The organism is Mycolicibacterium gadium (assembly GCF_010728925.1).
Taxonomy (GTDB): domain Bacteria; phylum Actinomycetota; class Actinomycetes; order Mycobacteriales; family Mycobacteriaceae; genus Mycobacterium; species Mycobacterium gadium.
Window position 1 is genome coordinate 3,030,280 of sequence record NZ_AP022608.1, and the last position, 23,017, is coordinate 3,053,296.

24 protein-coding genes are annotated in these 23,017 nt (G+C 66.0%); 12 read left to right on the forward strand and 12 right to left on the reverse strand.

Going from position 1 to position 23,017, the window contains the following annotated elements:
- Positions 1–90: 90 nt before the first annotated feature.
- Positions 91–585 (forward strand): transcription elongation factor GreA, encoded by a 495-nt coding sequence (gene greA / locus G6N36_RS14835; RefSeq protein ID WP_083126812.1) that lies wholly within the window; start codon positions 91–93, stop codon positions 583–585.
- A 38-nt stretch (positions 586–623) separates the two neighbouring features.
- Positions 624–1,286, forward strand: a complete 663-nt coding sequence (locus G6N36_RS14840; protein ID WP_163687149.1) for a GOLPH3/VPS74 family protein — start codon at positions 624–626, stop codon at positions 1,284–1,286.
- On the opposite strand, the gene G6N36_RS14845 is transcribed toward G6N36_RS14840, so the two are convergent.
- From G6N36_RS14845 to G6N36_RS14870, 6 genes are all read right to left on the reverse strand, one after another.
- Positions 1,278–2,432: a cystathionine gamma-synthase gene (locus tag G6N36_RS14845; RefSeq protein WP_163687150.1), complete on the reverse strand. Its 1,155-nt coding sequence runs from the start codon at positions 2,430–2,432 to the stop codon at positions 1,278–1,280. The genes G6N36_RS14840 and G6N36_RS14845 overlap by 9 nt on opposite strands.
- A gap of 74 nt (positions 2,433–2,506) precedes the next feature.
- Positions 2,507–3,058, reverse strand: coding sequence for an Rv1078 family RDD domain-containing protein (locus tag G6N36_RS14850; protein ID WP_235690057.1), 552 nt, complete (start codon positions 3,056–3,058; stop codon positions 2,507–2,509).
- A gap of 106 nt (positions 3,059–3,164) precedes the next feature.
- On the reverse strand, positions 3,165–3,911 hold the full coding sequence (locus tag G6N36_RS14855; RefSeq protein ID WP_308205927.1) for a DUF7847 domain-containing protein: 747 nt from the start codon (positions 3,909–3,911) through the stop codon (positions 3,165–3,167).
- Between the two features lie 370 nt (positions 3,912–4,281).
- Positions 4,282–4,623 (reverse strand): CD225/dispanin family protein, encoded by a 342-nt coding sequence (locus tag G6N36_RS14860; protein WP_083126733.1) that lies wholly within the window; start codon positions 4,621–4,623, stop codon positions 4,282–4,284.
- 175 nt (positions 4,624–4,798) lie between these two features.
- On the reverse strand, positions 4,799–6,211 hold the full coding sequence (locus tag G6N36_RS14865) for a cystathionine beta-synthase (RefSeq protein WP_163687152.1): 1,413 nt from the start codon (positions 6,209–6,211) through the stop codon (positions 4,799–4,801).
- Between the two features lie 44 nt (positions 6,212–6,255).
- Positions 6,256–7,317 (reverse strand): alpha/beta hydrolase fold domain-containing protein, encoded by a 1,062-nt coding sequence (locus G6N36_RS14870; RefSeq protein ID WP_163687153.1) that lies wholly within the window; start codon positions 7,315–7,317, stop codon positions 6,256–6,258.
- 195 nt (positions 7,318–7,512) lie between these two features.
- On the opposite strand from G6N36_RS14870, the gene G6N36_RS14875 reads away from it, so the two are divergent.
- Together G6N36_RS14875 and G6N36_RS14880 are read left to right on the forward strand one after the other, a co-directional pair.
- Entirely contained in the window at positions 7,513–8,481 is a 969-nt protein-coding gene (locus tag G6N36_RS14875; protein ID WP_163687154.1) for an SGNH/GDSL hydrolase family protein, read from the forward strand.
- A gap of 32 nt (positions 8,482–8,513) precedes the next feature.
- Positions 8,514–9,731, forward strand: a complete 1,218-nt coding sequence (locus G6N36_RS14880; protein ID WP_163687155.1) for an acetyl-CoA C-acetyltransferase — start codon at positions 8,514–8,516, stop codon at positions 9,729–9,731.
- A 36-nt stretch (positions 9,732–9,767) separates the two neighbouring features.
- Here the strand turns inward: G6N36_RS14880 and G6N36_RS14885 are convergent, their stop codons facing one another.
- A complete protein-coding gene (locus tag G6N36_RS14885) occupies positions 9,768–10,637 on the reverse strand; it encodes a hypothetical protein (RefSeq protein WP_163687156.1) in 870 nt (289 codons plus the stop codon).
- Positions 10,638–10,795: 158 nt separating this feature from the next.
- Positions 10,796–11,644: a Bax inhibitor-1/YccA family protein gene (locus G6N36_RS14890; protein ID WP_163687157.1), complete on the reverse strand. Its 849-nt coding sequence runs from the start codon at positions 11,642–11,644 to the stop codon at positions 10,796–10,798.
- 155 nt (positions 11,645–11,799) lie between these two features.
- On the opposite strand from G6N36_RS14890, the gene G6N36_RS14895 reads away from it, so the two are divergent.
- From G6N36_RS14895 to G6N36_RS14905, 3 genes are read left to right on the forward strand one after another with little or no spacing between them, the layout of a single operon-like run.
- Complete coding sequence (locus G6N36_RS14895; RefSeq protein WP_163687158.1) at positions 11,800–12,837, forward strand: enoyl-CoA hydratase/isomerase family protein; 1,038 nt, start codon at positions 11,800–11,802, stop codon at positions 12,835–12,837.
- Entirely contained in the window at positions 12,834–13,610 is a 777-nt protein-coding gene (locus G6N36_RS14900; RefSeq protein ID WP_163687159.1) for an enoyl-CoA hydratase, read from the forward strand. The genes G6N36_RS14895 and G6N36_RS14900 overlap by 4 nt, the downstream gene beginning before the upstream one ends.
- A 9-nt stretch (positions 13,611–13,619) precedes the next feature.
- On the forward strand, positions 13,620–15,320 hold the full coding sequence (locus G6N36_RS14905) for an alpha/beta hydrolase (RefSeq protein ID WP_163687160.1): 1,701 nt from the start codon (positions 13,620–13,622) through the stop codon (positions 15,318–15,320).
- On the opposite strand, the gene G6N36_RS14910 is transcribed toward G6N36_RS14905, so the two are convergent.
- On the reverse strand, positions 15,317–15,700 hold the full coding sequence (locus G6N36_RS14910; protein ID WP_179964792.1) for a rhodanese-like domain-containing protein: 384 nt from the start codon (positions 15,698–15,700) through the stop codon (positions 15,317–15,319). The genes G6N36_RS14905 and G6N36_RS14910 overlap by 4 nt on opposite strands.
- Positions 15,697–16,224: a cysteine dioxygenase gene (locus G6N36_RS14915; protein ID WP_163687161.1), complete on the reverse strand. Its 528-nt coding sequence runs from the start codon at positions 16,222–16,224 to the stop codon at positions 15,697–15,699. The genes G6N36_RS14910 and G6N36_RS14915 overlap by 4 nt, the downstream gene beginning before the upstream one ends.
- A 271-nt stretch (positions 16,225–16,495) precedes the next feature.
- Here G6N36_RS14915 and lpqV point away from each other — a divergent pair, with 271 nt between their 5' ends.
- Complete coding sequence (lpqV, locus tag G6N36_RS14920) at positions 16,496–16,942, forward strand: lipoprotein LpqV (protein ID WP_163687162.1); 447 nt, start codon at positions 16,496–16,498, stop codon at positions 16,940–16,942.
- Between the two features lie 15 nt (positions 16,943–16,957).
- The gene (locus G6N36_RS14925) at positions 16,958–17,908 is read left to right on the forward strand and encodes a patatin-like phospholipase family protein (protein WP_163687163.1); all 951 of its coding nucleotides are present in this window, start codon (positions 16,958–16,960) and stop codon (positions 17,906–17,908) included.
- 1 nt (position 17,909) lies between these two features.
- Here G6N36_RS14925 and G6N36_RS14930 read toward each other — a convergent pair whose 3' ends face one another.
- Positions 17,910–18,761 carry a patatin-like phospholipase family protein gene (locus G6N36_RS14930; protein WP_235690058.1) on the reverse strand — a complete coding sequence of 284 codons (852 nt, stop codon included), beginning with the start codon at positions 18,759–18,761 and terminating at the stop codon, positions 17,910–17,912.
- An 82-nt stretch (positions 18,762–18,843) separates the two neighbouring features.
- Between G6N36_RS14930 and G6N36_RS14935 the strand changes: the two genes are divergently transcribed.
- Positions 18,844–19,887, forward strand: coding sequence for a zinc-binding dehydrogenase (locus tag G6N36_RS14935; RefSeq protein ID WP_163687164.1), 1,044 nt, complete (start codon positions 18,844–18,846; stop codon positions 19,885–19,887).
- Entirely contained in the window at positions 19,884–20,630 is a 747-nt protein-coding gene (locus tag G6N36_RS14940) for an SDR family NAD(P)-dependent oxidoreductase (RefSeq protein ID WP_163687165.1), read from the forward strand. Before G6N36_RS14935 ends, G6N36_RS14940 begins: the two co-directional genes overlap by 4 nt.
- On the opposite strand, the gene G6N36_RS14945 is transcribed toward G6N36_RS14940, so the two are convergent.
- A complete protein-coding gene (locus G6N36_RS14945; RefSeq protein ID WP_163687166.1) occupies positions 20,627–21,676 on the reverse strand; it encodes an NAD(P)H-dependent amine dehydrogenase family protein in 1,050 nt (349 codons plus the stop codon). The genes G6N36_RS14940 and G6N36_RS14945 overlap by 4 nt on opposite strands.
- A gap of 154 nt (positions 21,677–21,830) precedes the next feature.
- Here G6N36_RS14945 and G6N36_RS14950 point away from each other — a divergent pair, with 154 nt between their 5' ends.
- Positions 21,831–22,970, forward strand: a complete 1,140-nt coding sequence (locus tag G6N36_RS14950; RefSeq protein ID WP_163687167.1) for a BTAD domain-containing putative transcriptional regulator — start codon at positions 21,831–21,833, stop codon at positions 22,968–22,970.
- The last annotated feature ends 47 nt before the right edge of the window (positions 22,971–23,017 follow it).

Genomic DNA, 23,017 nt, shown 5'->3' on the forward strand with positions numbered 1-23,017 from the left:
GTGGCAATACACGAAGAGCTCCCGGCGGCGCGACAAGAAACCTACTTACGCGAAGAGCGCGAGAGCAACGAACGACGGGAGCGCGACATCATGACCGACACGCAGGTCACGTGGCTGACTGAGGAAGCACACGATCGGCTGAAGGCCGAGCTCGATCAGCTGATCGCCAACCGACCGGTCATCGCCGCCGAGATCAACGATCGACGCGAAGAGGGCGACCTGCGCGAGAACGGTGGCTACCACGCCGCACGCGAGCAGCAGGGCCAGGAAGAGGCCCGCATTCGCCAGCTGCAGGAGCTGCTGAACAACGCCAAGGTCGGCGAGGCTCCCAAGCAGTCCGGCGTGGCGCTGCCCGGTTCGGTGGTCAAGGTGCAGTACGGCGACGACAAGAGCGATACCGAGACGTTCCTGATCGCCACCCGCCAGGAGGGTGTCAGCGACGGGAAGCTCGAGGTCTATTCGCCGAAGTCGCCGCTCGGCGAGGCGCTCATCGACGCGAAGGTCGGCGACGTCAAGACCTACACGATCCCCAACGGCAACACCGTCAAGGTGACACTCCTCAGCGCTGAGCCCTATCACTCCTGAGGCAGCCGCCTCGGCGGCCCCGCGCTACAGTCCGCACCATGGCGCAGATCGCCGAGGATCTCCTTCTGCTTCTGCTCGACAACGCGTCGGCGCAGCCGGGACTCGAGCGTCAACGGCGTGAGCGGGTGCTCGCGGCCGCGGTACTGCTGGATCTCGCGTACGCCTGCAGGATCCGGCCTGCGATGGCCGAAGACGCAGTCGAACCCGGTCGGCTGATCGCGCTGTCCGCCCCGGGCGTGATGGATCCGATTGCCGAGTCGGCGTTCCAGTTGCTGCAGCGGCGGCCGCTGCGGCCGGCGGCTGCCGTGAAAAAGCTGTCAAAGCGCACCGCGGACGATCTCACCCACCATCTCGAGCAGACCGGCCAGATTCGGCGTATTCGGTTGCAGTCCAACCGATTGACCCATCCTTACGCGTGGCCGCTGACGGATCGGCAGCGGGTGGATCAGGCGCGTTCGGCGATGTTGGCCGCGCTGTTCGACCGGCGGCCACCGGCACCGGCGACAGCGGCGATCATCACGCTGCTGCACGCTGTCGACGGGCTGGGCGCAATTCTGTCGCTCAACGATCGCGGATGGCGGTGGGTGCACGCCCGGGCTGGCGAAATCGCAAGCGGCAGTTGGATCGACGAGTACCCGACGTCGATACGCGAACTGAATCTCGTAGTCACCGCGTCGGCGTTGCGGCCCGAGCTAACCTAGCGCCTGCTCTAGATCGGCGATCAGGTCCGCCGAGTCCTCGATGCCGACCGACAGACGCACGAGGTCGTCGGGCACCTCCAGTTGGGATCCCGCCGTCGAGGCGTGCGTCATCGCACCGGGGTGCTCGATCAGCGATTCCACCCCGCCCAGCGACTCGGCGAGGATGAAGATCTCCGTACTCGCGCACAGCTGGCGGGCGGCGTCGGCACCGCCCCGCATACGCACCGAGACCATGCCGCCGAAGCCGCTCATCTGCTTTGCGGCGACCTCGTGGCCCGGGTGACTCGGCAATCCCGGATACAGCACCGTCCCGATCGCCGGGTGATCGGCCAGGAACTCGGCGACCAGCGTCGCATTTTCGCAGTGCTGACGCATGCGCAGCACCAGGGTCTTGAGTCCGCGCATCGTGAGGTAGGCGTCGAACGGGCCCGCGACAGCGCCCGCGCCGTTCTGGAGGAACGCGAACGCGGTGTCGAGTTCTTCATCGCTGGTCAGCAACGCGCCGCCCACCACGTCCGAGTGCCCACCGATGTACTTCGTCGTCGAATGTAGGACGATGTCCGCCCCCAGTGTCAGGGGCTGCTGCAGCGCAGGCGAAGCAAACGTGTTGTCCACCAACACTTTCACCTTCGACGACGCCGCGATACCGGCGATGCCTGCGATATCGGCAATCGACAGTAGCGGATTGGTCGGCGTCTCCACCCAGATCAACTTGGTCTGCGGTGTGACCGCGGCACGAACGGCGTCGAGGTCGGATAGTGACACCGCGGTGTAGTCGATACCCCACTGCGTGAACACCTTGTCGATCAAACGAAAGGTGCCGCCGTAGGCGTCGTCGGGCATGACGACGTGGTCGCCGGGCCGCAAGACCGCACGCAGCGCGCAATCGGTGGCCGCCATCCCCGACGCGAACGCGCGCCCGTACTGGGCCTCCTCGACGGCGGCAAGCGATGCTTCCAGTGCGGTACGGGTCGGATTGCCGGTACGGGCGTACTCGTATCCGCCGCGCAGGCCGCCGACTCCGTCCTGGGCAAAGGTCGAGCTCGCATAGATCGGGGCGTTGACGGCGCCGGTCGCCGGATCGGGTCGAAAGCCTGCGTGGATGGCCTTGGTGGCAAGCCCCCTCGACCTGTGCTGTTCATTCATCATCGATCAGGGTAGCGACGGGTCCGAAGGTTCGATCCACTGCGGGGGTGGCGGCAGCCCAGCACCCAGCCGATCTACAGCGGTACGCAAACGGTCTTGAGGAGCTTGTCGGCGATCGTCTGCCGTTTGGGATCCCACAGTGGGAACAAGAAACCGATGTAGCAGATGAGAGCGTCGAGACCGTGGGCGATCTGGCGCAGAAACGACTTGCCGACTCCGATCGGCTGCTGCGTCTGCTCGCCGACGACCTTGAAGTCCATTATCTGCTTACCGATGCTAGAGCCGGTATTACCCTGCCGTACAACGAAATTCCACAACGTGAACGCGACGGCGACCAACACACAGAGCGAGAAGATGATCCACGCCGTCGTCGACGGTCCGTTTCTTCCGGTAGCGCAGAACGCCTCGGCCACACACAATGTTTCGGTCGGCTGGAAGATGTAGAGGACGACGCCACCGATGGCGGTGAGCAGGTACACCGGGATGCTGTCGATCACGTAGGCGAGCACGCGGGTGAACCACGGCGTGTAGTTACCTCCAGTGACCACGGGCGCAATCGAGGGAACACCCTGGGCGAAGTCACCCGCGGGTGGCGGTGGCGGCTGACTGGTCACGTTCGCCCTCACTGTCAATCCATCGCGACTGGTGGCAGCTTACAAATCTGACCGCGATGGCGCAGAGAGACGCGAAGACCCGGTCTGCAAATATGCGCGCAGACCGGGTCGTTCACGATTACGGCGTCAGCGGAGCGATCTGGCCGTTGGTGAGCTTGCGGTAGGTATACACCAGGAACAGCGCGGCGACCGGGATGGCAACGATCAGCCCGATCAAGCAGGCCAACGTCCCGACGATCGTGATGGCGTAGATGACGAGCAGTGCGAGGATCACCGGAACGAAGTTGTTCTTGGTGATCTCGAAGCTCTGTTTGATCGCGTCAATGGGAGAGGCATTGCGTTCGACGATGATCACCGTCGCGAAGAGTGTGAACAGCGACACCGCAATCCCACCGATGAAGCAGAAGGACAGGATTCCCGCCGCTATCCCGATGATCAGGGTCGCGACGATCACACTGCCTACGTTTCTCGGCTTGAAGAACGACCCGATCGTAACCGGTTGTCCGTTCGCGATGTCCAATAGACCACCCAGATAGGCCGATTGCATCGCCGCGGCGACCACCATCAGGATGAGGTATCCGACGATCAGCGCCAGGAAGCTCGCGAAGCCGAAGCTCGCTTCGTAGCTGTAACTGGTGCCGTAGGACTCGTAGGTCTGCGTCGGCGCAAGAGCGAACGCCAGGCCGTACACGGCACCGACGAGAATGCCGACGATGACCGAGTACACGAGTGCCGGGACGATCAGCGCGGCAGCGTTCTTGCTGAACTTGTTCCACGCCCAAGAGAACGCCTCGCCGACGTTAAGCTCTTGTGCGCCAGGGAAACCCGGGCCCGGAGCCGGTGGATAACCGCCCGGCGCGCCCATTTGCGGGTAGCCCCCCTGCGGGCCGTAGCCGCCCGGTCCGCTTGGCGGCGGCGGTGCGTAACCACCACCGGGAGGCGGGGGTGGTGCGTAACCGCCACCTGGCGGCGGCGGGTAGTTGCCCCCCGGCGGGGGCGGAGGATAGTTACCCCCCGGCGGGGGCGGAGGATAGTTACCACCCGGCGGGGGCGGAGGATAGTTACCCCCCGGCGGGGGCGGAGGAGGCGGTTGATCGCTCATGGTTTGCCGTTCCTTTCAATGACTTCCATGATTGCCGGATTCACGATCCGGTCTGAATCCAAATCCCCACTGGCACCGTCGAAGTGGCAACCGCGGCCCAGAGCGACGACGCGGAGCAATAGCTCCGTGAACGCTAGGAGTAACTGGTTGTCGCGCCGATGCCGACGACGACGTTGATGATGATGACGATCACGAAGACGATGACGCCGGCGATCGCGCCCCACACCGCGTACTTCTTCGCGTCGTCAGCCGCCTGCTGCGCTTCTGCTGCGCGCCCCTGTGCCCACAGACCGGAGACCTGAGTGGACTTTACGATCGACACGATTCCGAGTGGTAGACAGCACAACACCGTCACCAAGATGCCCCAGATCAGGTTGTTGTTCGGCTGCGCTGCGGGAGCAGGAGGCGGCATGCCGCCGCTCGGTGGTGGCGGCGGAGGATAGTTCCCGGGGGGCGGTGGGGGCTGTTCGGTCATGGGGCCTTCCAGTCATTGTCTTAGCTGGTACAAGCGTGCTTACCCTACCTGAGAAGTGGGTTGCCGCAGAGGTTTCTGTGCGGAAGTTGATCATGTGGCGAAGCAGCGAAACCCGCCGGTAACGGCCGGATCGGAGCCCGCGACCCCAATCGTTTGCCAGTCTTTGTAAATCCGACTAGCGGACTCGACGGCTGCTTCCGTCGGACAGGAAGCCCAATAGGTCATGACGGGTCAGGACGCCCACCGGCTTACCCTCTTCCACGACCATCACGGCGTCGCACTCGCGCAGTGTCTTCGCCGCGGTGCTGACGAGCTCGCCCGCACCGATCAGCGGCAGTGGCGGACTCATGTGCTGGGACACCGCATCTGCCAGATTGGCCCGGCCCTCGAACACCGCGGACAGCAGTTCGCGCTCCGCGACGCTGCCCGCCACCTCACCCGCCATCACCGGCGGCTCGGCACCCACCACCGGCATCTGGGAGACGCCGTACTCGCGCAGGATGCCGATCGCGTCGCGCACGGTCTCCGACGGGTGGGTGTGCACCAGGTCGGGCAGCGCACCCGACTTGCCGCGCAGCACCTCTCCGACGGTCGTCTCCTCGACAGAACCGTCGAGCCGGCTCCGCAGAAATCCGTAGGACGACATCCATCCGTCATTGAAAACCTTTGACAGATAACCTCTTCCGCCATCCGGTAGGAGGACGACCACAACCGAATCCGGGCCCGCTTTCTCGGCGACCTTGATGGCGGCGACGACGGCCATGCCGCACGAACCACCGACGAGGAGGGCCTCTTCGCGGGCCAGCCTGCGCGTCATCTCGAATGAGTCCGCATCGGACACGGCGATGATCTCGTCCGGCACGGTCGGGTCGTAGGCCGACGGCCAGAAGTCCTCGCCCACGCCTTCGACCAAGTACGGCCTGCCGGTGCCGCCGGAGTACACCGACCCCTCGGGGTCGACGCCGATGATCCTGACCGGGCCTTCTGGACGCCGTGCAGAAACCTCCTTGAGATACCGCCCGGCCCCGGTGATCGTGCCGCCGGTGCCGACGCCTGCGACGAAATGGGTGACCTTGCCGTCGGTGTCCGCCCACACCTCGGGGCCAGTGGTCTCGTAGTGGCTGGCGGGCCCCATGGGGTTGGAGTACTGATCGGGCTTCCACGCGCCGTCGATCTCCTCGACGAGCCGATTCGAGACGCTGTAATAGCTGTCCGGATTGTCCGGCGCCACGGCCGTCGGGCAGACCACGACATCAGCGCCGTACGCGCGCAACACGTTCTGTTTGTCCTCGCTGACTTTGTCGGGGCAGACGAAGATGCATTTGTAGCCGCGCTGCTGCGCCACGAGCGCCAGGCCCACACCGGTGTTGCCGGAGGTCGGCTCGACGATGGTGCCGCCGGGCTTGAGTTCGCCGCTGGCTTCGGCCGCGTCGATCATCTTGATCGCGATGCGGTCCTTGGAGCTACCGCCGGGATTCAGGTACTCGATCTTGGCGGCGACGGTGCCCGCGCCGTCAGGGACGACGGAGTTCAGCTGTACCAGAGGGGTATTGCCGATGAGCTCACTGATGTGCCGTGCGATCCGCATGACTCCATCGTGTCAGGCGGGGCAGCGGGGTACCAGCTCAGGGTTTACCAGGTGGCTTCGCGGATGTAGTCGCCGATCTGGCGCAGCGATCGCTTGGCCTCGGGAACAGCGGGCGATGCCAGCTGGAACACGTGCATTTGACCCGGCCAGACGCGGACCTCGACGGGTATACCAGCGGCCGCGAGCCGCCGGGCCGCCTTGCGCGCGTCGCTCACCAGAACTTCAGACCCCGACACATGGATCAGCGTGCGCGGCAGCCCCGGCTCGATGTGGTCGAGCGGCTCGTAGACCTCTTCTGGCTTTCCGTCGACCATGTGCCGGCCCGCCGCCTCCTTGACCAAGTCCACCAACGCATGGAACGCGCGCGGCGGAAACATCGCATCGCTGTGGATGTTCGGGTGGTTGGCGCGGCCTTCGTTGTCGATCTCGAACAGCGGCGACATCGTCACCATCGCCGCGGGGATTTCGCCTTCCAAGCCCTCGCGCTGCAGTTTCTCGGCGAGCGCCAGGGCCAGGTACCCGCCGGCGGAGTCACCCGCCAGCACGATCTGATTCGGCTCATAACCCTTGAGTCGCAACCACTTATAGGCGTCGTAACAGTCGTCGAGCGCTTGACCGACGGAGTGCTTGGGGATCATCCGGTAGTTGACGACCAGCACCGGGCAGTCGGCGTACCCCGAGAGGGCGGTCACCAGCCGGCCGTGGGAGTTCACACCACACGTCAAGAACGCCCCGCCGTGCATGTACAGAATCACGCCGCGCTTGCCGTCCGCAGGCAGCACGCCGCCCGCCCGCACGAGCTGTGCGGTGCATTTCGGCAAAGAAATCGTCGCGCGCACCGTGCCGGGGGCGGGACGCATGACCCGCGACGCAAAATCCACCAAACCCCATGGCCAGGGCAGACGCGGAGCGTAGCTTCCGATAGCTAGTGTCGGTCGAATTGTTAGCAGAGCCGCAAGAGAAGTGAGCCGTCCCGCGAGGCTTGGGCCGTCCTCGACGACCTCTACGGGTGCGCCGTCACTAACTGGGAACTTGCGCGGTTTATGTGCTCTAGCAGGCATTTTGCCAACACGAGACGTCCTGGCCACTTTACTGGGTGCCGTCATCGCCACCACTCCCTACGACTTTGTAGAGCCCCGGGCCGCCGTTTGCTTCAGCGCTACCGATACCTTAGCTTGACAGGCTCCGTTCATTTCAACAATCAACGAGTCGATTTCGATACCGGACTTGATACCGCACTGTGATCCGTTGGCGTTGGTCGCCACGCGGATATCCCAGAAAATCCCACCTAAACTTGTCGCGTGGGCATACGTGTTCCGCGCAGGACAACGACCGTCGCCGTCGCGGCCGCGGCCACGCTCGCGTCGACGGGCTCCGCATATGTGGGAGCCCGCAATCTGCTGAGCGGCCAGGCAGACAGGGCTCGCCGCGTCATACCGAAGGCGTGGGACGTGCCACCACGCGCCGACGGCGTCTACGCGCATGGCGGTGGACCCGTCGAGAAATGGCACCGCGGCGTCCCATTTGACCTGCACCTGATGGTCTTCGGCGACTCCACGGCCACCGGTTATGGCTGTGATGACGCCGAGGAGGTGCCCGGCGTGCTCATAGCGCGCGGCCTCGCCGAGGTGTCGCGCGAACGAATCAGGCTCAGCACAAAAGCCATCATGGGCGCGACGTCGAAGGGGCTGTCCGGGCAGATCGACGCGATGTTCGTCGCCGGCCCGCCACCGGATGCCGCGGTGATCATGATCGGCGCGAACGACATCACCCGGCCCAACGGCATCGGTCCGTCGGCGCGACGGCTGGGCAGGGCGGTGCGGCGGTTACGGGCCAGCGGCGCCGTCGTGGTGGTGGGAACCTGCCCGGACTTCGGCGTGATCACCGCGATCCCCCAGCCGCTGAGGTGGGTGGCACGCAGTCGCGGGTTGCGCCTGGCGCGTGCCCAGGCGTCGGCCGTGCGCGCCGCAGGCGGTGTGCCCGTGCCGTTCTCCGATCTGCTCACACCCGAGTTCCGCAAGGCGCCCGAAGAGCTATTCAGCCAGGACATGTTCCACCCGTCAGGCGCCGGTTACGCACTGGCGGCGCAGCAATTACTCCCCGCTCTGTGTAATGCGTTGGGCGAGTGCATCGACGGAGATCAGCCCGAAGACGCGCTGGAGCCGCGAAACGCCGAGGGCAGCTCGCTGCTGGCCCGGGTGGGCAACATCAGCCGGTTGTGGCGTCGCTCAACTGGGGTCCCCGCGCCCATCGTGGTGCCCGCAAGTTAGGTTTCCTCTATCCGTAGATAGAGGAGAATCTCATGGCTGAAGCCGTCATCGTCGCCACTGCACGCTCGCCGATCGGCCGCGCCGTCAAGGGGTCGCTCGCCACGATGCGCCCCGACGACCTCGCGGCGCAGATGGTTCGGGCCGTGTTGGACAAGGTCCCGTCGCTGGACCCGAAGGACATCGACGACCTGATGATGGGCTGCGCGCAGCCCGCCGGTGAGGCCGGCTACAACATCGCCAGGGCGGTGGCCGTCGAACTCGGCTACGACTTCCTGCCTGGCACCACGGTCAACCGGTACTGCTCGTCGTCGCTGCAGACCACGCGGATGGCTTTCCACGCCATCAAGGCCGGTGAAGGCGACGTGTTCATCTCCGCGGGTGTCGAGACGGTGTCCCGGTTCGGGGTGGGTGCGGCCGATGGTGCACCGAACTCGAAGAACACCATCTTCGACGAGGCCCAGGCCCGCACGGCCAAGCAGGCCGAGGGCGCCGACGAATGGCACGACCCGCGCGCGGACGGCCTGGTGCCCGATGTGTACATCGCGATGGGCCAGACCGCTGAGAACGTCTCGCTGCACACCGGCATCAGCCGCGAGGACCAGGATCACTGGGGCGTGCGTTCGCAGAACCGCGCCGAGGATGCGATCAAGAGCGGCTTCTTCGAGCGCGAGATCGTGCCCGTCAAGCTGCCCGACGGCACGACCGTGACGACGGACGACGGCCCGCGTGCGGGCACCACCTACGAGGCTGTTTCGCAGCTGAAGCCCGTGTTCCGGCCCAATGGCACCATCACCGCGGGCAACGCATGTCCGCTGAACGACGGTGCGGCCGCGGTCGTCATCATGAGCGATACGAAGGCCAAGGAGTTGGGCCTGACGCCGTTGGCGCGCATCGTGTCGACGGGTGTGTCGGGGCTCTCGCCGGAGATCATGGGCCTTGGCCCGATCGAGGCGATCAAGAAGGCGCTTGCCAAGGCGGGCAAGACGATCTCCGATATCGACCTGGTCGAGATCAACGAGGCGTTCGCGGTGCAGGTGCTCGGGTCGGCGCGCGAACTCGGCATCGACGAGGACAAGCTGAACGTGTCGGGCGGCGCGATCGCGCTGGGTCATCCGTTCGGTATGACCGGCGCGCGTATCACCGCCACGCTGCTGAACAACCTTGCAACGCACGACAAGACGTTCGGCATCGAGTCGATGTGCGTGGGTGGCGGCCAGGGCATGGCGATGGTGGTGGAACGCCTCAGCTGAGGTTCGTTGACTCGAGACTGCAGACAGATCGCGACTTTACGATATTCCGCGATCTGTGCGCAGTCTCGATCGCCACATGCGGTCAAGACGCCGCAGCACTTCGCCTGATGTGTTCGCCTTGACAACACGGAGACGCTTCCAGCCGACTTCGGCGATGTCTTCAGATCGCTGAATGTCGTTGGCGTAGATATGCGGATCGTTGCGGTGTTGCTCGCCGTCGTACTCCACCGCCAGCATGAGGTCTTCCCAACCCATATCGAGGTAGTACTGCCGACGGCCATCGAGGCTGCGTACCGGTATCTGTGTTCGTGGACGCCGGTATCCTGCGCGAATCACCAGGAGTCGCAGCCAAGTTTCTCTGGGCGATTCGGCTCCAGGATCGTGCAGATCGAGGGCAGCCGCGAGTTGACGGAGGTTGCGAGCCCCGGGGTGGGCTCGCGCCACCGCAAGCACCGCTTCGGCCGAGATGCCGGTGGCGTTGGCAAGCGCATCCAGCCGTGTGACAGCAAGATCAAGTCGGCCGCGGCGTCCGATGTCGAATGCGGTGCGCTCCGGACTGGTGACGGGAAGGCCCTGGTATAACCCGTACTCGCCGTGCCGCAGCCTCATGTCGTAGGTGTGCAAACCTCGCGGACGGCGCGCGTTTTGCGACACCAACTCGATGCGGTCTGTTGCGTCAACCCATTTCGCGCCGTGCAACGCCGATGCCGTCAACCCCGCGATCACACCCTCGCGGTGTGACCAGAGCCAGGCCGCGACGGCCCGCTGATGCAGCGTCAGCACGGCATCCTTCGGTACGTACACATCGGGAAACTCCGCGCGGAAGCCAGCCCGCAGTTCGTGCTTCCTGAGGAGGCCGTTGGTGATGGCTTCGCTGCCGACGAACGGCCAGTTGAATGTCGTCATGTTTCGACTCTCGCTGCTCCACGCGGTCGAAACTGCTGGCAGATCGCAAAATGTGGACAAATCGCGATCTGCCAGCAGTTTCGGCGTGTGCGCAGAGTCAACGGAAGAGGCACGAAAAAAGCCCGGCACATTTCGTGCCGGGCCTTTCGCGGTGACTGCTAGTCGCTGTTGAAGTACGACAGCAGTCGCAGGATCTCGAGGTACAGCCAGACCAGCGTGACGGTCAGGCCGAGGGCGACGCCCCACGCGGCCTTCTCCGGCGCACCGGCGCGAATCAGCTGGTCGGCCTGGTCGAAGTCGATCAGGAACATGAAGGCCGCCAGACCGATGCAGACCAGCGAGAAGATGATCGCCAGTGGACCACCGCTGCGCAGGCCGAAGCCCTCGCCGCCGCCGACACCGAAGATCGCGAGCACAAAGTTGAGCAGCGCGATGGCGACGACACCGAACAGGGCCGCGACCATCATCCGCGTGAACTTCGGCGTCACCCGAATGGCGCCGGTCTTGTAGACGACGAGCATGCCGACGAATACGCCAACCGTTCCGAAGATCGCCTGCGCGATCATTCCCGGTCCACCGGTGGAGACGAGGTTCGCGAACAAGAACGACGCGGCACCGAGGAACAGGCCCTCGAGCGCGGCGTAGCTCAGCACGATGCCGGGGTTGTCCTGCTTGCGCCCGAAGGTCGCGATCAGGACCATCACCAAGCCGCCGAGCGCGCCGATGAGCACGAACGGCATCATCAGCGCAAGGTTCTGCGACACCAGGAAGTAGGACGCGACGCCGACCGCGGTCACCACCGCAAGGGTGATGCCCGTCTTGGTGACGACATCGTCGATGGTCAGCGGCCGGGAGACACCCGTCTGCCGCTGGTCGGGGTACTGCGTGACATATGGCTCGGCCTGTACCGCCTGCGCACCGTAGCCGGCGGCTCCGGTACCAAACTGCGCATAGCCACCCTGGCCCTTGGGCAGGGAACGAAATACCGGGTTGCTGGACTCCCGCACCGTCGGTTCCTCTCTGATGCTTGGTTCGACTCGTTGACGAACACTCGATCAACGATTGGCGATCCCGGACGGTTCCCGAAAGAACCTCCCAGGGTCTTCACAGGAAACCCTACCCGGCGAAGCTCCATGCAGGTTGACGATCTAGATTGCATTCCGTGGACGAAAACGAGGATGTCCTAGTAAACGTGCGTCAGGGCGTCGGCCTGATCACCCTCAATCGGCCCAAGGCCATCAATTCGCTTACCCACCCAATGGTCAACGCGATCTCACCCATGCTGACCGAGTGGGCGGACGACGGCGATGTTAATACGGTCGTCATCGACGGTGCAGGTGAACGCGGCCTGTGCGCAGGCGGGGACATCGTCGCGATCTACCACAGCGCCAAGGCCGGCGGGTCGGAGGCGCGGCAGTTCTGGTACGACGAATATCGGCTGAACGCCCAGATCGCCCGACTTGGCAAGCCCTACGTCGCGCTGATGGACGGCATCGTGATGGGCGGCGGCGTCGGAGTCGCCGTGCACGGCAGCGTCCGCGTCGTCACCGACACCACCCAGATGGCGATGCCGGAGGTCGGCATCGGCTTCATTCCCGACGTGGGCGGCACACTCATTCTGTCGCGGGCGCCGGGACTGCTCGGGACACACGCCGCCCTCACCGGTGCGACGTTCGGTGCGGGCGACGCGATCGCCATGGGTTTCGCCGACCACTTCATGCCGCACGATGCGATCGCCGCGTTCAAAGAGACCGTCATCGCCGACGGCGTCGACGCCGCACTGGCCGCCCATTCCGCCGAGCCGCCCGCGAGTCAGTTTCTGTCGCAGCGGGAATGGATCGACCGGTGCTATGCCGAGGCGACGGCCGCCGAGATCGTCGACGCCCTGCGCGGTGACGACGCGACCGCCGCGCACGACGCCGCCGACCTCATCGAGACCCGCTCACCCGTCTCAGTCTCCGTCGCGCTGGAAGCCGTACGGCGCGCCACCAAGCTCGACACACTGGAAGACGTGCTGCGCCAGGAATACCGAACGTCATGCGGATCGTTGCGCAGCCACGATCTCGTGGAGGGCATCCGCGCTCAGGTTATCGACAAGGACCGCAATCCCAAATGGTCGCCCGCCTCACTGGCGGCCGTCACCACCGCCGACGTCGAGGCCTACTTCGCGCCGGCCGACCGCGAACTGGAGTTCTCATGAGCTACGAGACCATTTTGGTCACGCGCGACGACCGCGTCGGCACCATCACGCTGAACCGCCCGAAGGCGCTCAACGCGCTCAACAGCCAGGTGATGAACGAAGTCGTCGCGGTCGCAGCGGAATTCGACAACGATCCGGGTATCGGCGCGATCATCGTCACCGGCAGCGGCGAGAAGGCCTTCGCCGCCGGCGCCGACATCAAGGAGATGGCCGAACTGTCGTTCGCCGACGTGTTCTCCTCCGACTTCTTCGCGGCGTGGGGCAAGTTCGCCGCGACACGGACGCCGACCATCGCCGCGGTGAACGGCTACGCGCTCGGAGGCGGTTGTGAGCTCGCGATGATGTGCGATCTGCTGATCGCCGCCGACACCGCGAAATTCGGTCAGCCCGAGATCAAGCTCGGCGTCCTCCCCGGCATGGGCGGCTCGCAGCGGTTGACCCGCGCCATCGGCAAGGCCAAGGCGATGGACCTGATCCTCACCGGACGCAACATGGACGCCGAGGAAGCCGAGCGCGCCGGCCTGGTGTCCCGCGTCGTGCCCGCGGACACGCTGCTCGACGAGGCCAACAAGGTCGCCAAGACCATCGCCGGGATGTCGCTGTCGGCGTCGCGGATGGCCAAAGAGGCCGTCAACCGCGCCTTCGAGTCGACGCTGGCCGAGGGTCTGCTCTACGAGCGCAGGCTCTTCCACTCCGCGTTCGCCACCGACGACCAGACCGAGGGCATGAACGCGTTCACGGAGAAGCGCCCACCGAACTTCCGCCACCGTTAATCTGCGTGGGTGACAGACACCGCTGAGGCTGTTGACGACGCATCGCCGCAGGAGGAGTCGCCCCCCAAGCCGGATTGGTGGGTGCGCCGTTACACGTTCTTCGGAACGGCCCTCGGGCTTGTCTTCATCTGGTTCTCCTTGACGCCGTCGCTGCTGCCGCGCGGGCCCCTTTTCCAAGGCATCGTCAGCGGAGCCGCGGGTGCGATCGGATACGGCCTCGGGGTGTTCGGGGTTTGGCTGGTGCGCTACATGGCATCGAGGGACGCCAGCCCACCGGCGCCGCGGTGGGCCTGGCTCACACTCGTGGGCATCGGGGTCGTTGGCCAGATCCTGATGATCTTCTACTTCCATCGGTGGCAGGACGAGGTCCGCGACCTCAACGGCGTACCACGCCTGGAATTCTGGGACTACCCCTGGTGCGCATTCCTGTCCATCGTGGTGTTGTTCATCTTCGTCGAAATCGGCCAGCTCATCGGCAAGTTGGTGCGCTTCTTGGTCCGCCAGCTGGAACGCGTTGCGCCGCCACGTGTTTCGGCCGTGGTGGTGGTGGCTCTGCTGCTCGCGCTGAGTATCGCACTGCTCAATGGCATCGTCGTGCGGTTCGGTATGAGCGCCTTGAACAAGACGTTCGCGGCGGCCAACGACGAGACCGATCCCGAATTCGCGGCGCCGACGTCCCCGTTGCGTTCAGGCGGTCCCGGCTCGGCAATGTCGTGGGAATCGTTGGGCCACCAGGGACGGGTGTTCGTCTCGGCGGGACCCACCGTCGACGACCTCGCCGAGTTCAACGGCCGGCCCGCCATCGAACCGATCCGCGCCTATGCCGGACTGCATTCGGCGGACGGCATCAAGGCGACGGCGGCGCTGGCCGCCGAGGAGTTGCAGCGCAAGGGCGGACTCGATCGTGCGGTGGTCGCCGTCGCGACGACGACCGGTACCGGCTGGATCAACGAGGCCGAGGCCTCGGCGCTCGAGTACATGTACAACGGCGACACGGCGATCGTGTCCATGCAGTACTCGTTCCTGCCGAGCTGGCTGTCGTTCCTCGTCGACAAGGAGAATGCGCGACAGGCCGGGCAGGCGCTGTTCGAGGCCGTCGACGCGCTGGTTCGCGAGATGCCGGAGGCTCAGCGGCCACGGCTGGTGGTGTTCGGTGAGAGCCTTGGCTCGTTCGGCGGCGAGGCACCGTTCCTGGCGCTGAACAATCTCATCGCCCGCACCGACGGTGCGCTGTTCTCCGGCCCGACGTTCAACAACACCATCTGGACTCAACTCACCCGTGATCGCGACGCGGGTTCGCCGGAGTGGCTGCCCATCTTCGACAGGGGCGAGAACGTCCGCTTCGCCGCGCGCTCGGACAATCTGAACCGGCCGGAAGGGGCCGAGTGGGGCAATCCCCGAGTGGTGTACCTACAGCACGCGTCGGACCCGATCGCCTGGTGGAATCCGGATCTGTTGTTCGCCGAACCGGATTGGCTCAGAGAGCCGCGTGGCTACGACGTGTCGGGGCGCATGCAGTGGATACCGATCGTCACCTTCCTACAGGTATCCGCGGATATGGCGGTGGCAGTCGACGTGCCCGACGGTCACGGCCACGTCTACGTCAAAGACGTCGCCAACGCCTGGGCGGCGATTCTGGAGCCGCCGGGCTGGACGCCGCAAAAGACGGAGAAGTTGCGCCCGCTACTGTCCAATGACGAAAATGCTTAGGCGAGAACACCTTCGGCCCTCAGCGCGTGGTAGCCGCCGATGACGTCGGTGGAGCGGTGCAGCCCAAGGTCGAGCAGGGCCGCAGCGGCCAGGCTCGACGTGTAACCCTCCGAGCACAGCACCACCCATTCGACGTCGTCGGTGGCCTGCGGAAGACGGGCGTCACTGGTGGGGTCGCATCGCCATTCGAGCACGTTGCGTTCGACGACCAGCGCCGCCGGAACGTCGCCCTCACGGTCGCGCTGGGCCTGAGGCCGGATGTCGACCAGCACCGCGCCACGGGCCAGCGCCGCGGGCACGTCCTGCGCGCTCATCCTGGTCAACCTGCTGCGGGCGTCGTCAAGCACACGGTCGATGCGGCTACCCAAGATCGATGTCATCCTTCCGGCTCATCCGTGAGTTCGGTGCGCTTGCGGCGCAGCGCATTCCGGTGCGTGACCTCGTAGTACGACATCACGGTCAACGGTGGCGAGTATGCGTGAACACTCAGCGTCGGCACAACCTGAGCGATCGGTGCGGCGGTGTGGCGATCGGGCGCCCACACCACGTCGTGCACCCAGCCCAGCGGAAAGGCGGCCTGATCCCCCGCCGTCAGCCGCCGGCGCTTGAAGGCCCGACCGTTCCAGCGGGTTTCCTTCAGCGCGCCGGACACCACCGTCAGCGCTCCGAGCGAGCGGCCGTGGTCGTGCAGCTCGGTCGAGCGGTCCGGGACCCAGCTGATCAACCAGACGTCGAGTGCTTCGTCGCCGTGCAGACGGGTGAACCAGCGGTCGTTCGCCGGCAGGCCGCCGGCAGGCAACAGACCGTCGTAGCGGCCGGACAACACGTCGTCGGCGTACCGGTCAGAGATGTACAGCAGCTCGGGTGGGCGCAGCCGAGTGGGCGACGACAGGGTGGAAACCATCAAGACTCCAGCAGTGACGAACGGAAAGGGATCGGGGCACGCGCGTCAGGCGCGACAGTCCCCGTCGCACATCAGCAGGTATCCGGTCGTCACAGCGGCAAGTCTGGCATGTCGAACCGACCAGGACGGCTCCGCTGAATTCCTGTCGCGTCAACACCGCGGTCAACAACCTGGTCAGGCGGCCATGTGCACGGCGGCGCGCAAGATTCACGGTGAACCGAAGTAGACGGGTGCCGATCGCGGCAACGCGGCCATTGCATAGATTGGCTGTATGCGCAGGCATTTCCGTCGGGCCGCCCACGCGGTGGCACTCGTGATCGTCGGCACCGCAATAGCCACCGGGTGCTCGACCGGAGATGACAGTGAACCGGCCACCTCGACCCCAGAGACGACGTCTGCCACGGAACCCTCCGACACCCCCACCGCAGCACCCGGCGACGTCGCGGTCTCCCCCGGCGGTGTCACAACGGCCGTCGGGGCACCTGCGGACTCCACCGAAGACGAGTACTTCAAGGCGTGTCAGGCGGCGCGCGACTGGATGGGTCGGCAGGGCGGAGACCCCAAGTCCCAACTCGAGCCCTACCTGAAGAGCGTGCAAAGTGCCGACGCCGCTCCCGGCCCGGGAACGTTCGGCATGCCGTGGTCTGCGCTCCCACCGGAGCGGCAGGCCGCGGTGATCGTGGCTGCCCAGGCCGCCGCAGACGCCCTGTGCGGATGAGCGCAGAATGACCTCATGGCCGGCAAGCGAGTTGCCCTCGCCCTCGGCAGCGGAGGAGCGCGCGGTTACGCCCACATCGGGGTGATCGACGAGCTGCAAGAACGTGGCTTCGAGATCGTCGGCATCGCGGGGTCGTCGATGGGTGCCCTCGTGGGTGGGCTGCAGGCCGCCGGCAAGCTCGACGATTTCGCCGAATGGGCCAGGGCGCTCACCCAGCGGGCGATCCTGCGCCTACTCGACCCGAAGATCACCGCCGCCGGGGTCCTGCGCGCCGAGAAGATCCTCGACGCGGTCCGCGACATCCTCGGTGAAGTGACGATCGAAGAGCTGCCGATCCCGTACACGGCGGTCAGCACCGATCTGCTGTCGGGAAAGTCGGTGTGGCTGCAACGCGGGCCCGTCGATGCCGCGATCCGGGCGTCGATCGCCATTCCGGGAGTGATCGTGCCGCACGTGCTCGACGGCCGGCTGCTGGCCGACGGCGGCATCCTCGATCCGCTGCCCATGGCGCCGATATCGGCCGTCAACGCCGATCTGACGATCGCGGTGAGCCTGGCCGGCAGCGAGGCGGGCGGCGACGAGCCCCAGGGCGACGGGCCAAGGGCGACGACGGAGTGGCTGGGCCGGATGTGGCGGAGCACGACGGCGCTGTTCGACACCGGCCAAGCCGAAGAGGGCGATGACAAGCTCGTCGACGCCTCCAAAGAGGTAACCGCCAAAGACATATCGGTTCCCCGGCTCGGCAGCTTCGAGGTGATGAACCGGACGATCGACATCGCGCAGGCCGCACTGGCGCGCCACACGTTGGCGGCCTATCCCCCCGACGTGTTGATCGAGGTGCCGCGAACCGCATGCCGCAGCCTCGAATTCCACCGTGCCGCAGAGGTAATCGCCATCGGCCGCGAACTCACCGCCGCGGTGCTTGATGGGCTGGAGAAACCCGAAACCGTTTCCGCCGAAGCCTGATTCAGCGGTCCAGGAAGGCTGCGACCTCGGCCGCCACCCGCCTGCCCTGCTCACGTCCCGCCTCGGCGGACGGTGCGCGACAGGCCGGATCCAGCGGATTGGGGCCGAAGGCTGTCAGCGACTCGTCGTCGGCGAACACGGCGAACACCGAGCCGGGAAAGTTGTCGACCTCCTCGACCGCTCCGGTGCCGAACGGTGATGGGGACGTCCGGCCTTGTGGCAGTAGCGCCACCACGACATCGCAGTCGGCGGCGAGTTCGAGGTTGACGGTGCTGCCGACACCGCCGTCCATGAATCGTCGACCGCCTATCGTGACCGGCGGCCAGACGCCGGGCACCGCACAGCTGGCGGCCACAGCGTCAACCAGATTCACCCCGGAGTCGCGATCGAGGGTCACCAATTCACCTGTCGCGGTGTCGATTGCGCTGATACGCAGTACCTGTTCCGGCCACTCGTGCTCGGGTAACCGGTGTTCGATCACCTGACGCCGGACTATCTCCGGCACGGTCTTGGTAGACAAGGCGACGCCGCCGATCCTCTGCAGCTTCTCCTCTTTGGAGCCGGGTTGTGTCACTGCCGCGAGGAACAGTTCGGTGATCTCCTCGATGCCGACGTCAGGGTTGCGCTCGGTCGTCGCTGTCGCCAGTTGCCGTTCGAACAGCGCGTCGAGACCGAGGCCACTGATCAGCTGGGCGGCCACCGTCGACCCCGCGGACGTGCCGACCAACACGTCGCTGTTGAGCAGGGCCTCGGCCGTCTCCGGCGCTTCGTCGGCGATGCCCCGCAGGATGCCCGTCTCCCACGCGATTCCCGCCAGACCACCACCTGCCAGCACCAGTGCCCGTTTCGTCACGGGAACTGAGTCTGCCAGGCTGCCGAAAAGATGCGGCGGCTAAGGTCTGCCCAAACCTCTTTACGCATCCCCTGGGAGTGACATGGCCGACACGATGAGGGCGCAACGCTTCTACGCGGACACCAAAAAGTTTGCGGTAGAGGCTGTTCCGATACCCGAGCCCGGACCGGGAGAGGTGTTGGTCAAGGTCGCGTTCTGCGGCATCTGCCATTCCGACCTCAGCCTGATCAACGGCACGTTCCCGGCCATGCGCCCGGTGGTCACCCAAGGCCACGAGGCGGCGGGAACGATCGCCAAGATGGGCCCGGACGTCACCGGTTGGGCCGAAGGCGACCGGGTGGTCGTGGCCGCGGGCAAGCCGTGCACCCAATGCGCGAACTGCCGCCGCGGCGACGTCACGAACTGTCTGGCCATCCAGCTGATGGCGTTCGCCTACGACGGGGCGTGGGCTGAGTACACCGTCGCGCAGGCCGCCGGCCTGACCCGGGTGCCCGACAACGTCCCGCTGGAGCAGGCCGCGATCCTGGCCGACGCGGTGTCGACGCCGTTCGGCGCCGTCGTGCGCACCGGCAAGGTCGGCATCGGCGAATCGGTCGGCGTATGGGGTGTCGGCGGGGTAGGAACCCACATTGTGCAGCTGGCAAGGCTGGTCGGTGCCGCCCCGGTGATCGCCGTCGACGTCAAGGCAGCGGTGCTCGAGCGCGCCGTCGAACTCGGTGCGGACCATGCGTTCGACGCCCGCGACGAACGACTCTCGGAGAAGATCGGCGAGCTCACCGGCGGGCGCAAGCTCGACGTCGCGTTCGACGCGGTGGGCCTCACGTCGACGTTCGAGCAGGCGCTCGACAACCTGACGGTCGGCGGCCGTCTCGTCGCGGTCGGAATGAGCGCCGAGCCCGCGTGCGTCGGTCCCACCAGCATGTTCGCACTCACGCAAAAGCAAGTCCTGGGCCACCTGGGCTACCAGAACGTCGACATCGAAACGCTCGCCACGCTGGTTTCCCGTGGCCGCCTGGACATCTCGCGTTCGATCAGCGAGGTGGTCTCCCTCGAGGACATCGCGATCGGCATCGAAAGGCTGGATCGCCAGGAAGGCAACCCGATCCGAATTCTGGTTCAGCCGTGACAGGTGACCTGCGTGGCCGGGTCGCGCTGCTGACCGGCGCGTCGGGCGGTATCGGCAAGGCGATCGCGCGACGGCTCGCCGACGAGGGCGCTGACCTGTGCCTGTCCTACGGCAGACACGCCGACGATGCCGAAGAGGCCGCGGCCTACGCGCGAGACCAGGGGCGGCGGGTCGCCGTCGCTGCCGCCGATCTCTCCGATCCCGAGGCGCCGGCCGCTCTCGTCGCGCATGCGGTCCACGAACTCGGCCCGGTCGACCTGCTCGTCCCCAATGCGGGCACGGCCGACATCAAGGGGTGGCAGAAGACCGACCTGGCGTCGTGGAACGCGACGATTGCGGTCAACCTGACCGCGCCGTGGTTGTTGGCGCAACAGGTTCTGCCCGCGATGATCGAGCGGAGGTACGGCCGCATCCTGTTCATCTCGTCGGTCGCCGCCCTCACCGGCGGCGTGGTCGGAGCCCACTACGCGGCCAGCAAGGCGGGACTGCACGGCCTCATGCACCACCTCGCACCGCGCGTCGCGGCCGACGGAGTGACGGTCAACAGCCTGGCCCCCGCGTTGGTGGGTGAGACGAAGATGTTTCCGGCAGACCTCGAGACCGGCACTCCCCCGATCCCGATCCCCGTCGGCCGCATCGGCCGGCCCGACGAGGTGGCCGACATGGCAATCGCCATGCTGCGCAACGGTTATCTGACCAACAAGGTCGTCACGCTCGACGGCGGTATCCTGCCGCGCGACTAACTCAGCCGGGGCGCCGCCTTGCCGCTGATGAGTGGCAGATCGAGATAGGTGGCGATGCCCGGTTCGGCGGCACACACCGCGGGCACCGAGTTCACGCAGTGCGCGGCGGTGCCGACGATCCCGTACTCCGGACCCTCGCCGCCCACCGCCGACTGGAACCCCTTCACCGAGATCGAGATGTCGGGATTACCACGAACCTCCATCTCGTACCGCTGTCCTTCGGGGCCGAATGTCCATGGGGGATCGAGCTTTTCCTCGCCCATGAGCCAGTTCACGGTGACGCGCACGACGACCTCGTCGCCGACCAGCGCCTCCCAGTGGAACTTTCGGCCGGCGACCTCTCCGGGCTCGATCACGCCGATCGGCGACTCGATGGGTGCTGTGGCGACGGCGATCTCCTGCGTAGAACGCACCTTCGGGTCCGCGTTGAAGCCCGCCTTGTCGACGATCATCCGCACCGCCTGGATGAAGCCGCCGTCGAGCAGCTTCTGCATGGGTCCGCTCAGGGCCTTGTCGGGCACCTCTCCGAACCCCATCACGTGGCGGACGACGTCGGGTGCCTCGTAGGTGCGCAAGTCGGAATACTCCTCGGCGCGAACGAAAGTCACGCCCGTGGAGAACGCCGAGAACAGCAGCGGGAACTTCTCGCTGATGCCGCCGGGCGCCATGCCGGTGCCGTGCAGCGTCGAGTTGCCCTCGATCGCGGCCTCGCGCAGGGCCGCCGACTGCCGCTCGCTCGGATACACCCAGCCGACCGGAGTGACCACGTTCTTCCCTGACCGCAGCAGGGCGGCGACCTCATCGGGATTGGGCAGCAGCGGCGAATAGATGACGGCGTCGGCGTCGAGCGCCAGGATCTCGTCGACGTTGTCGGTCGCGGTGACGCCCAGAGGCTCTTGCCCGATGAGTTCGCCGACGTCCTTGCCTGCTTTGGCGGCCGAGTGCACCCAGCAGCCGGCGAGCTCGAGCTCGGGATGCTCCAGCACGCCCTTGATGGCGGCGACTCCGACGCCGCCCGTCGCCCACTGCACGACCTTCAGCGCCATACCGCCTCCTGGTAACTAGAACACGTTCTACTTAGGTCTACACGACGGAGACATCGTGCGCGGCGATCTGCTCGAGGAAGGGCGCGAGCGGTGCCGGGCCCCCGATTTCGCGTCATGAGTGCGTGTCGCGCCGGTTCGCGATAGAACTTCGGTAATGGGTGCGATCAAGATCGGCTTTGGCGTGCTGGGGCCACTCCAGATGACGGTCAACGCTGCGCCGGTGACGCTGGGCACGCCGAAGCTGCGTGCCGTGCTCGCGTTGCTCGTCATGAATCGAAACCGCCCGGTGTCCACCGATTCCCTGATCACCGCCGCGTGGGAAGAGGGGCCGCCAGCGGAGGCCAGGGCCAGCCTGCACTCCTACATCTCGAATTTGCGCAAGCTCGTCAGCACCGCGGGGGCGGACCCGAAGCAGGTGTTGGTCAACGCGCCGCCGGGCTACCGGTTGAACGCCGCCGACGCGGACTGCGACATCGGCCGATTCGTGGTCGAGAAGGCGGCCGGGGTGCACGCCGCGGCCGCCGGCCGTTTCGAGGAGGCCAGCAGGCACCTGACCGATGCCCTGGCCGAATGGCGCGGACCCGTCCTCGACGACCTGCGCACCTTCCAGTTCGTCGACGTGTTCGCGACCGCGCTGACCGAGGACAAGGTCGAGGCGCACACCGCGCGGGCTGGAGCCGAAATCGCTTGCGGGCGTGCCTATACCGTCATCTCCGAGCTGGAGAGCCTCACGGTCGAGTATCCGTACCGCGAACCGCTGTGGGCGCAGCTGATCACCGCCTTCTACGCGGCCGAACGCCAGTCCGAGGCGCTGGACGCCTACCAGCGGCTGAAAACCACCCTGGCCGAAGACCTGGGTATCGACCCAGGGCCGACGGTGCGTGCGCTGCACGAGAAGATCCTCCGTCAGGAGCCGCTGGACGTGAAGCAGGCCGCGAAGACGACGGCCGTACACCAGGTCAACGACATCGACATGCGGACGGCGGTCAACGCGACAGCGGCGCTGGCGACCCTGCGTTCGGCGACCGGGCGCGCGTATCGCCTGACGGCGACGGCGACCAGGATCGGGCGGCTATCGGACAACGACATCGTGCTCGACGACAACAATGTCAGCCGCCACCACGCGGTGATCATCGACACAGGAACCAGCTTCGTGATCACCGATATGCGCTCGGCCAACGGTATCGACGTGCGGGGAGAGCGAATCCGGGGCACCGCGACCCTGGGCGACGGCGACACGATCCGCATCTGCGATCACGAGTTCACGTTCGAGATCGACCCGCGCTCGGGCTAGCGAGGAATTAGGGTGTCTTTGCTGCCAATTGATTTCTGAGGAGAAGA

Coding starts and splice junctions, on each gene's coding strand:
- lpqV (WP_163687162.1), top strand. CDS start 16,496: ATGCGCAGGCATTTCCGTCGGGCCGCCCACGCGGTGGCACTCGTGATC.
- G6N36_RS14915 (WP_163687161.1), bottom strand. CDS start 16,224: ATGGTTTCCACCCTGTCGTCGCCCACTCGGCTGCGCCCACCCGAGCTG.
- G6N36_RS14840 (WP_163687149.1), top strand. CDS start 624: ATGGCGCAGATCGCCGAGGATCTCCTTCTGCTTCTGCTCGACAACGCG.
- G6N36_RS14925 (WP_163687163.1), top strand. CDS start 16,958: ATGGCCGGCAAGCGAGTTGCCCTCGCCCTCGGCAGCGGAGGAGCGCGC.
- G6N36_RS14880 (WP_163687155.1), top strand. CDS start 8,514: ATGGCTGAAGCCGTCATCGTCGCCACTGCACGCTCGCCGATCGGCCGC.
- G6N36_RS14870 (WP_163687153.1), bottom strand. CDS start 7,317: ATGACGGCACCCAGTAAAGTGGCCAGGACGTCTCGTGTTGGCAAAATG.
- G6N36_RS14945 (WP_163687166.1), bottom strand. CDS start 21,676: ATGGCGCTGAAGGTCGTGCAGTGGGCGACGGGCGGCGTCGGAGTCGCC.
- G6N36_RS14860 (WP_083126733.1), bottom strand. CDS start 4,623: ATGACCGAACAGCCCCCACCGCCCCCCGGGAACTATCCTCCGCCGCCA.
- G6N36_RS14900 (WP_163687159.1), top strand. CDS start 12,834: ATGAGCTACGAGACCATTTTGGTCACGCGCGACGACCGCGTCGGCACC.
- G6N36_RS14935 (WP_163687164.1), top strand. CDS start 18,844: ATGGCCGACACGATGAGGGCGCAACGCTTCTACGCGGACACCAAAAAG.
- greA (WP_083126812.1), top strand. CDS start 91: ATGACCGACACGCAGGTCACGTGGCTGACTGAGGAAGCACACGATCGG.
- G6N36_RS14855 (WP_308205927.1), bottom strand. CDS start 3,911: ATGGGCGCGCCGGGCGGTTATCCACCGGCTCCGGGCCCGGGTTTCCCT.
- G6N36_RS14950 (WP_163687167.1), top strand. CDS start 21,831: ATGGGTGCGATCAAGATCGGCTTTGGCGTGCTGGGGCCACTCCAGATG.
- G6N36_RS14885 (WP_163687156.1), bottom strand. CDS start 10,637: ATGACGACATTCAACTGGCCGTTCGTCGGCAGCGAAGCCATCACCAAC.
- G6N36_RS14845 (WP_163687150.1), bottom strand. CDS start 2,432: ATGAATGAACAGCACAGGTCGAGGGGGCTTGCCACCAAGGCCATCCAC.
- G6N36_RS14910 (WP_179964792.1), bottom strand. CDS start 15,700: ATGACATCGATCTTGGGTAGCCGCATCGACCGTGTGCTTGACGACGCC.
- G6N36_RS14865 (WP_163687152.1), bottom strand. CDS start 6,211: ATGCGGATCGCACGGCACATCAGTGAGCTCATCGGCAATACCCCTCTG.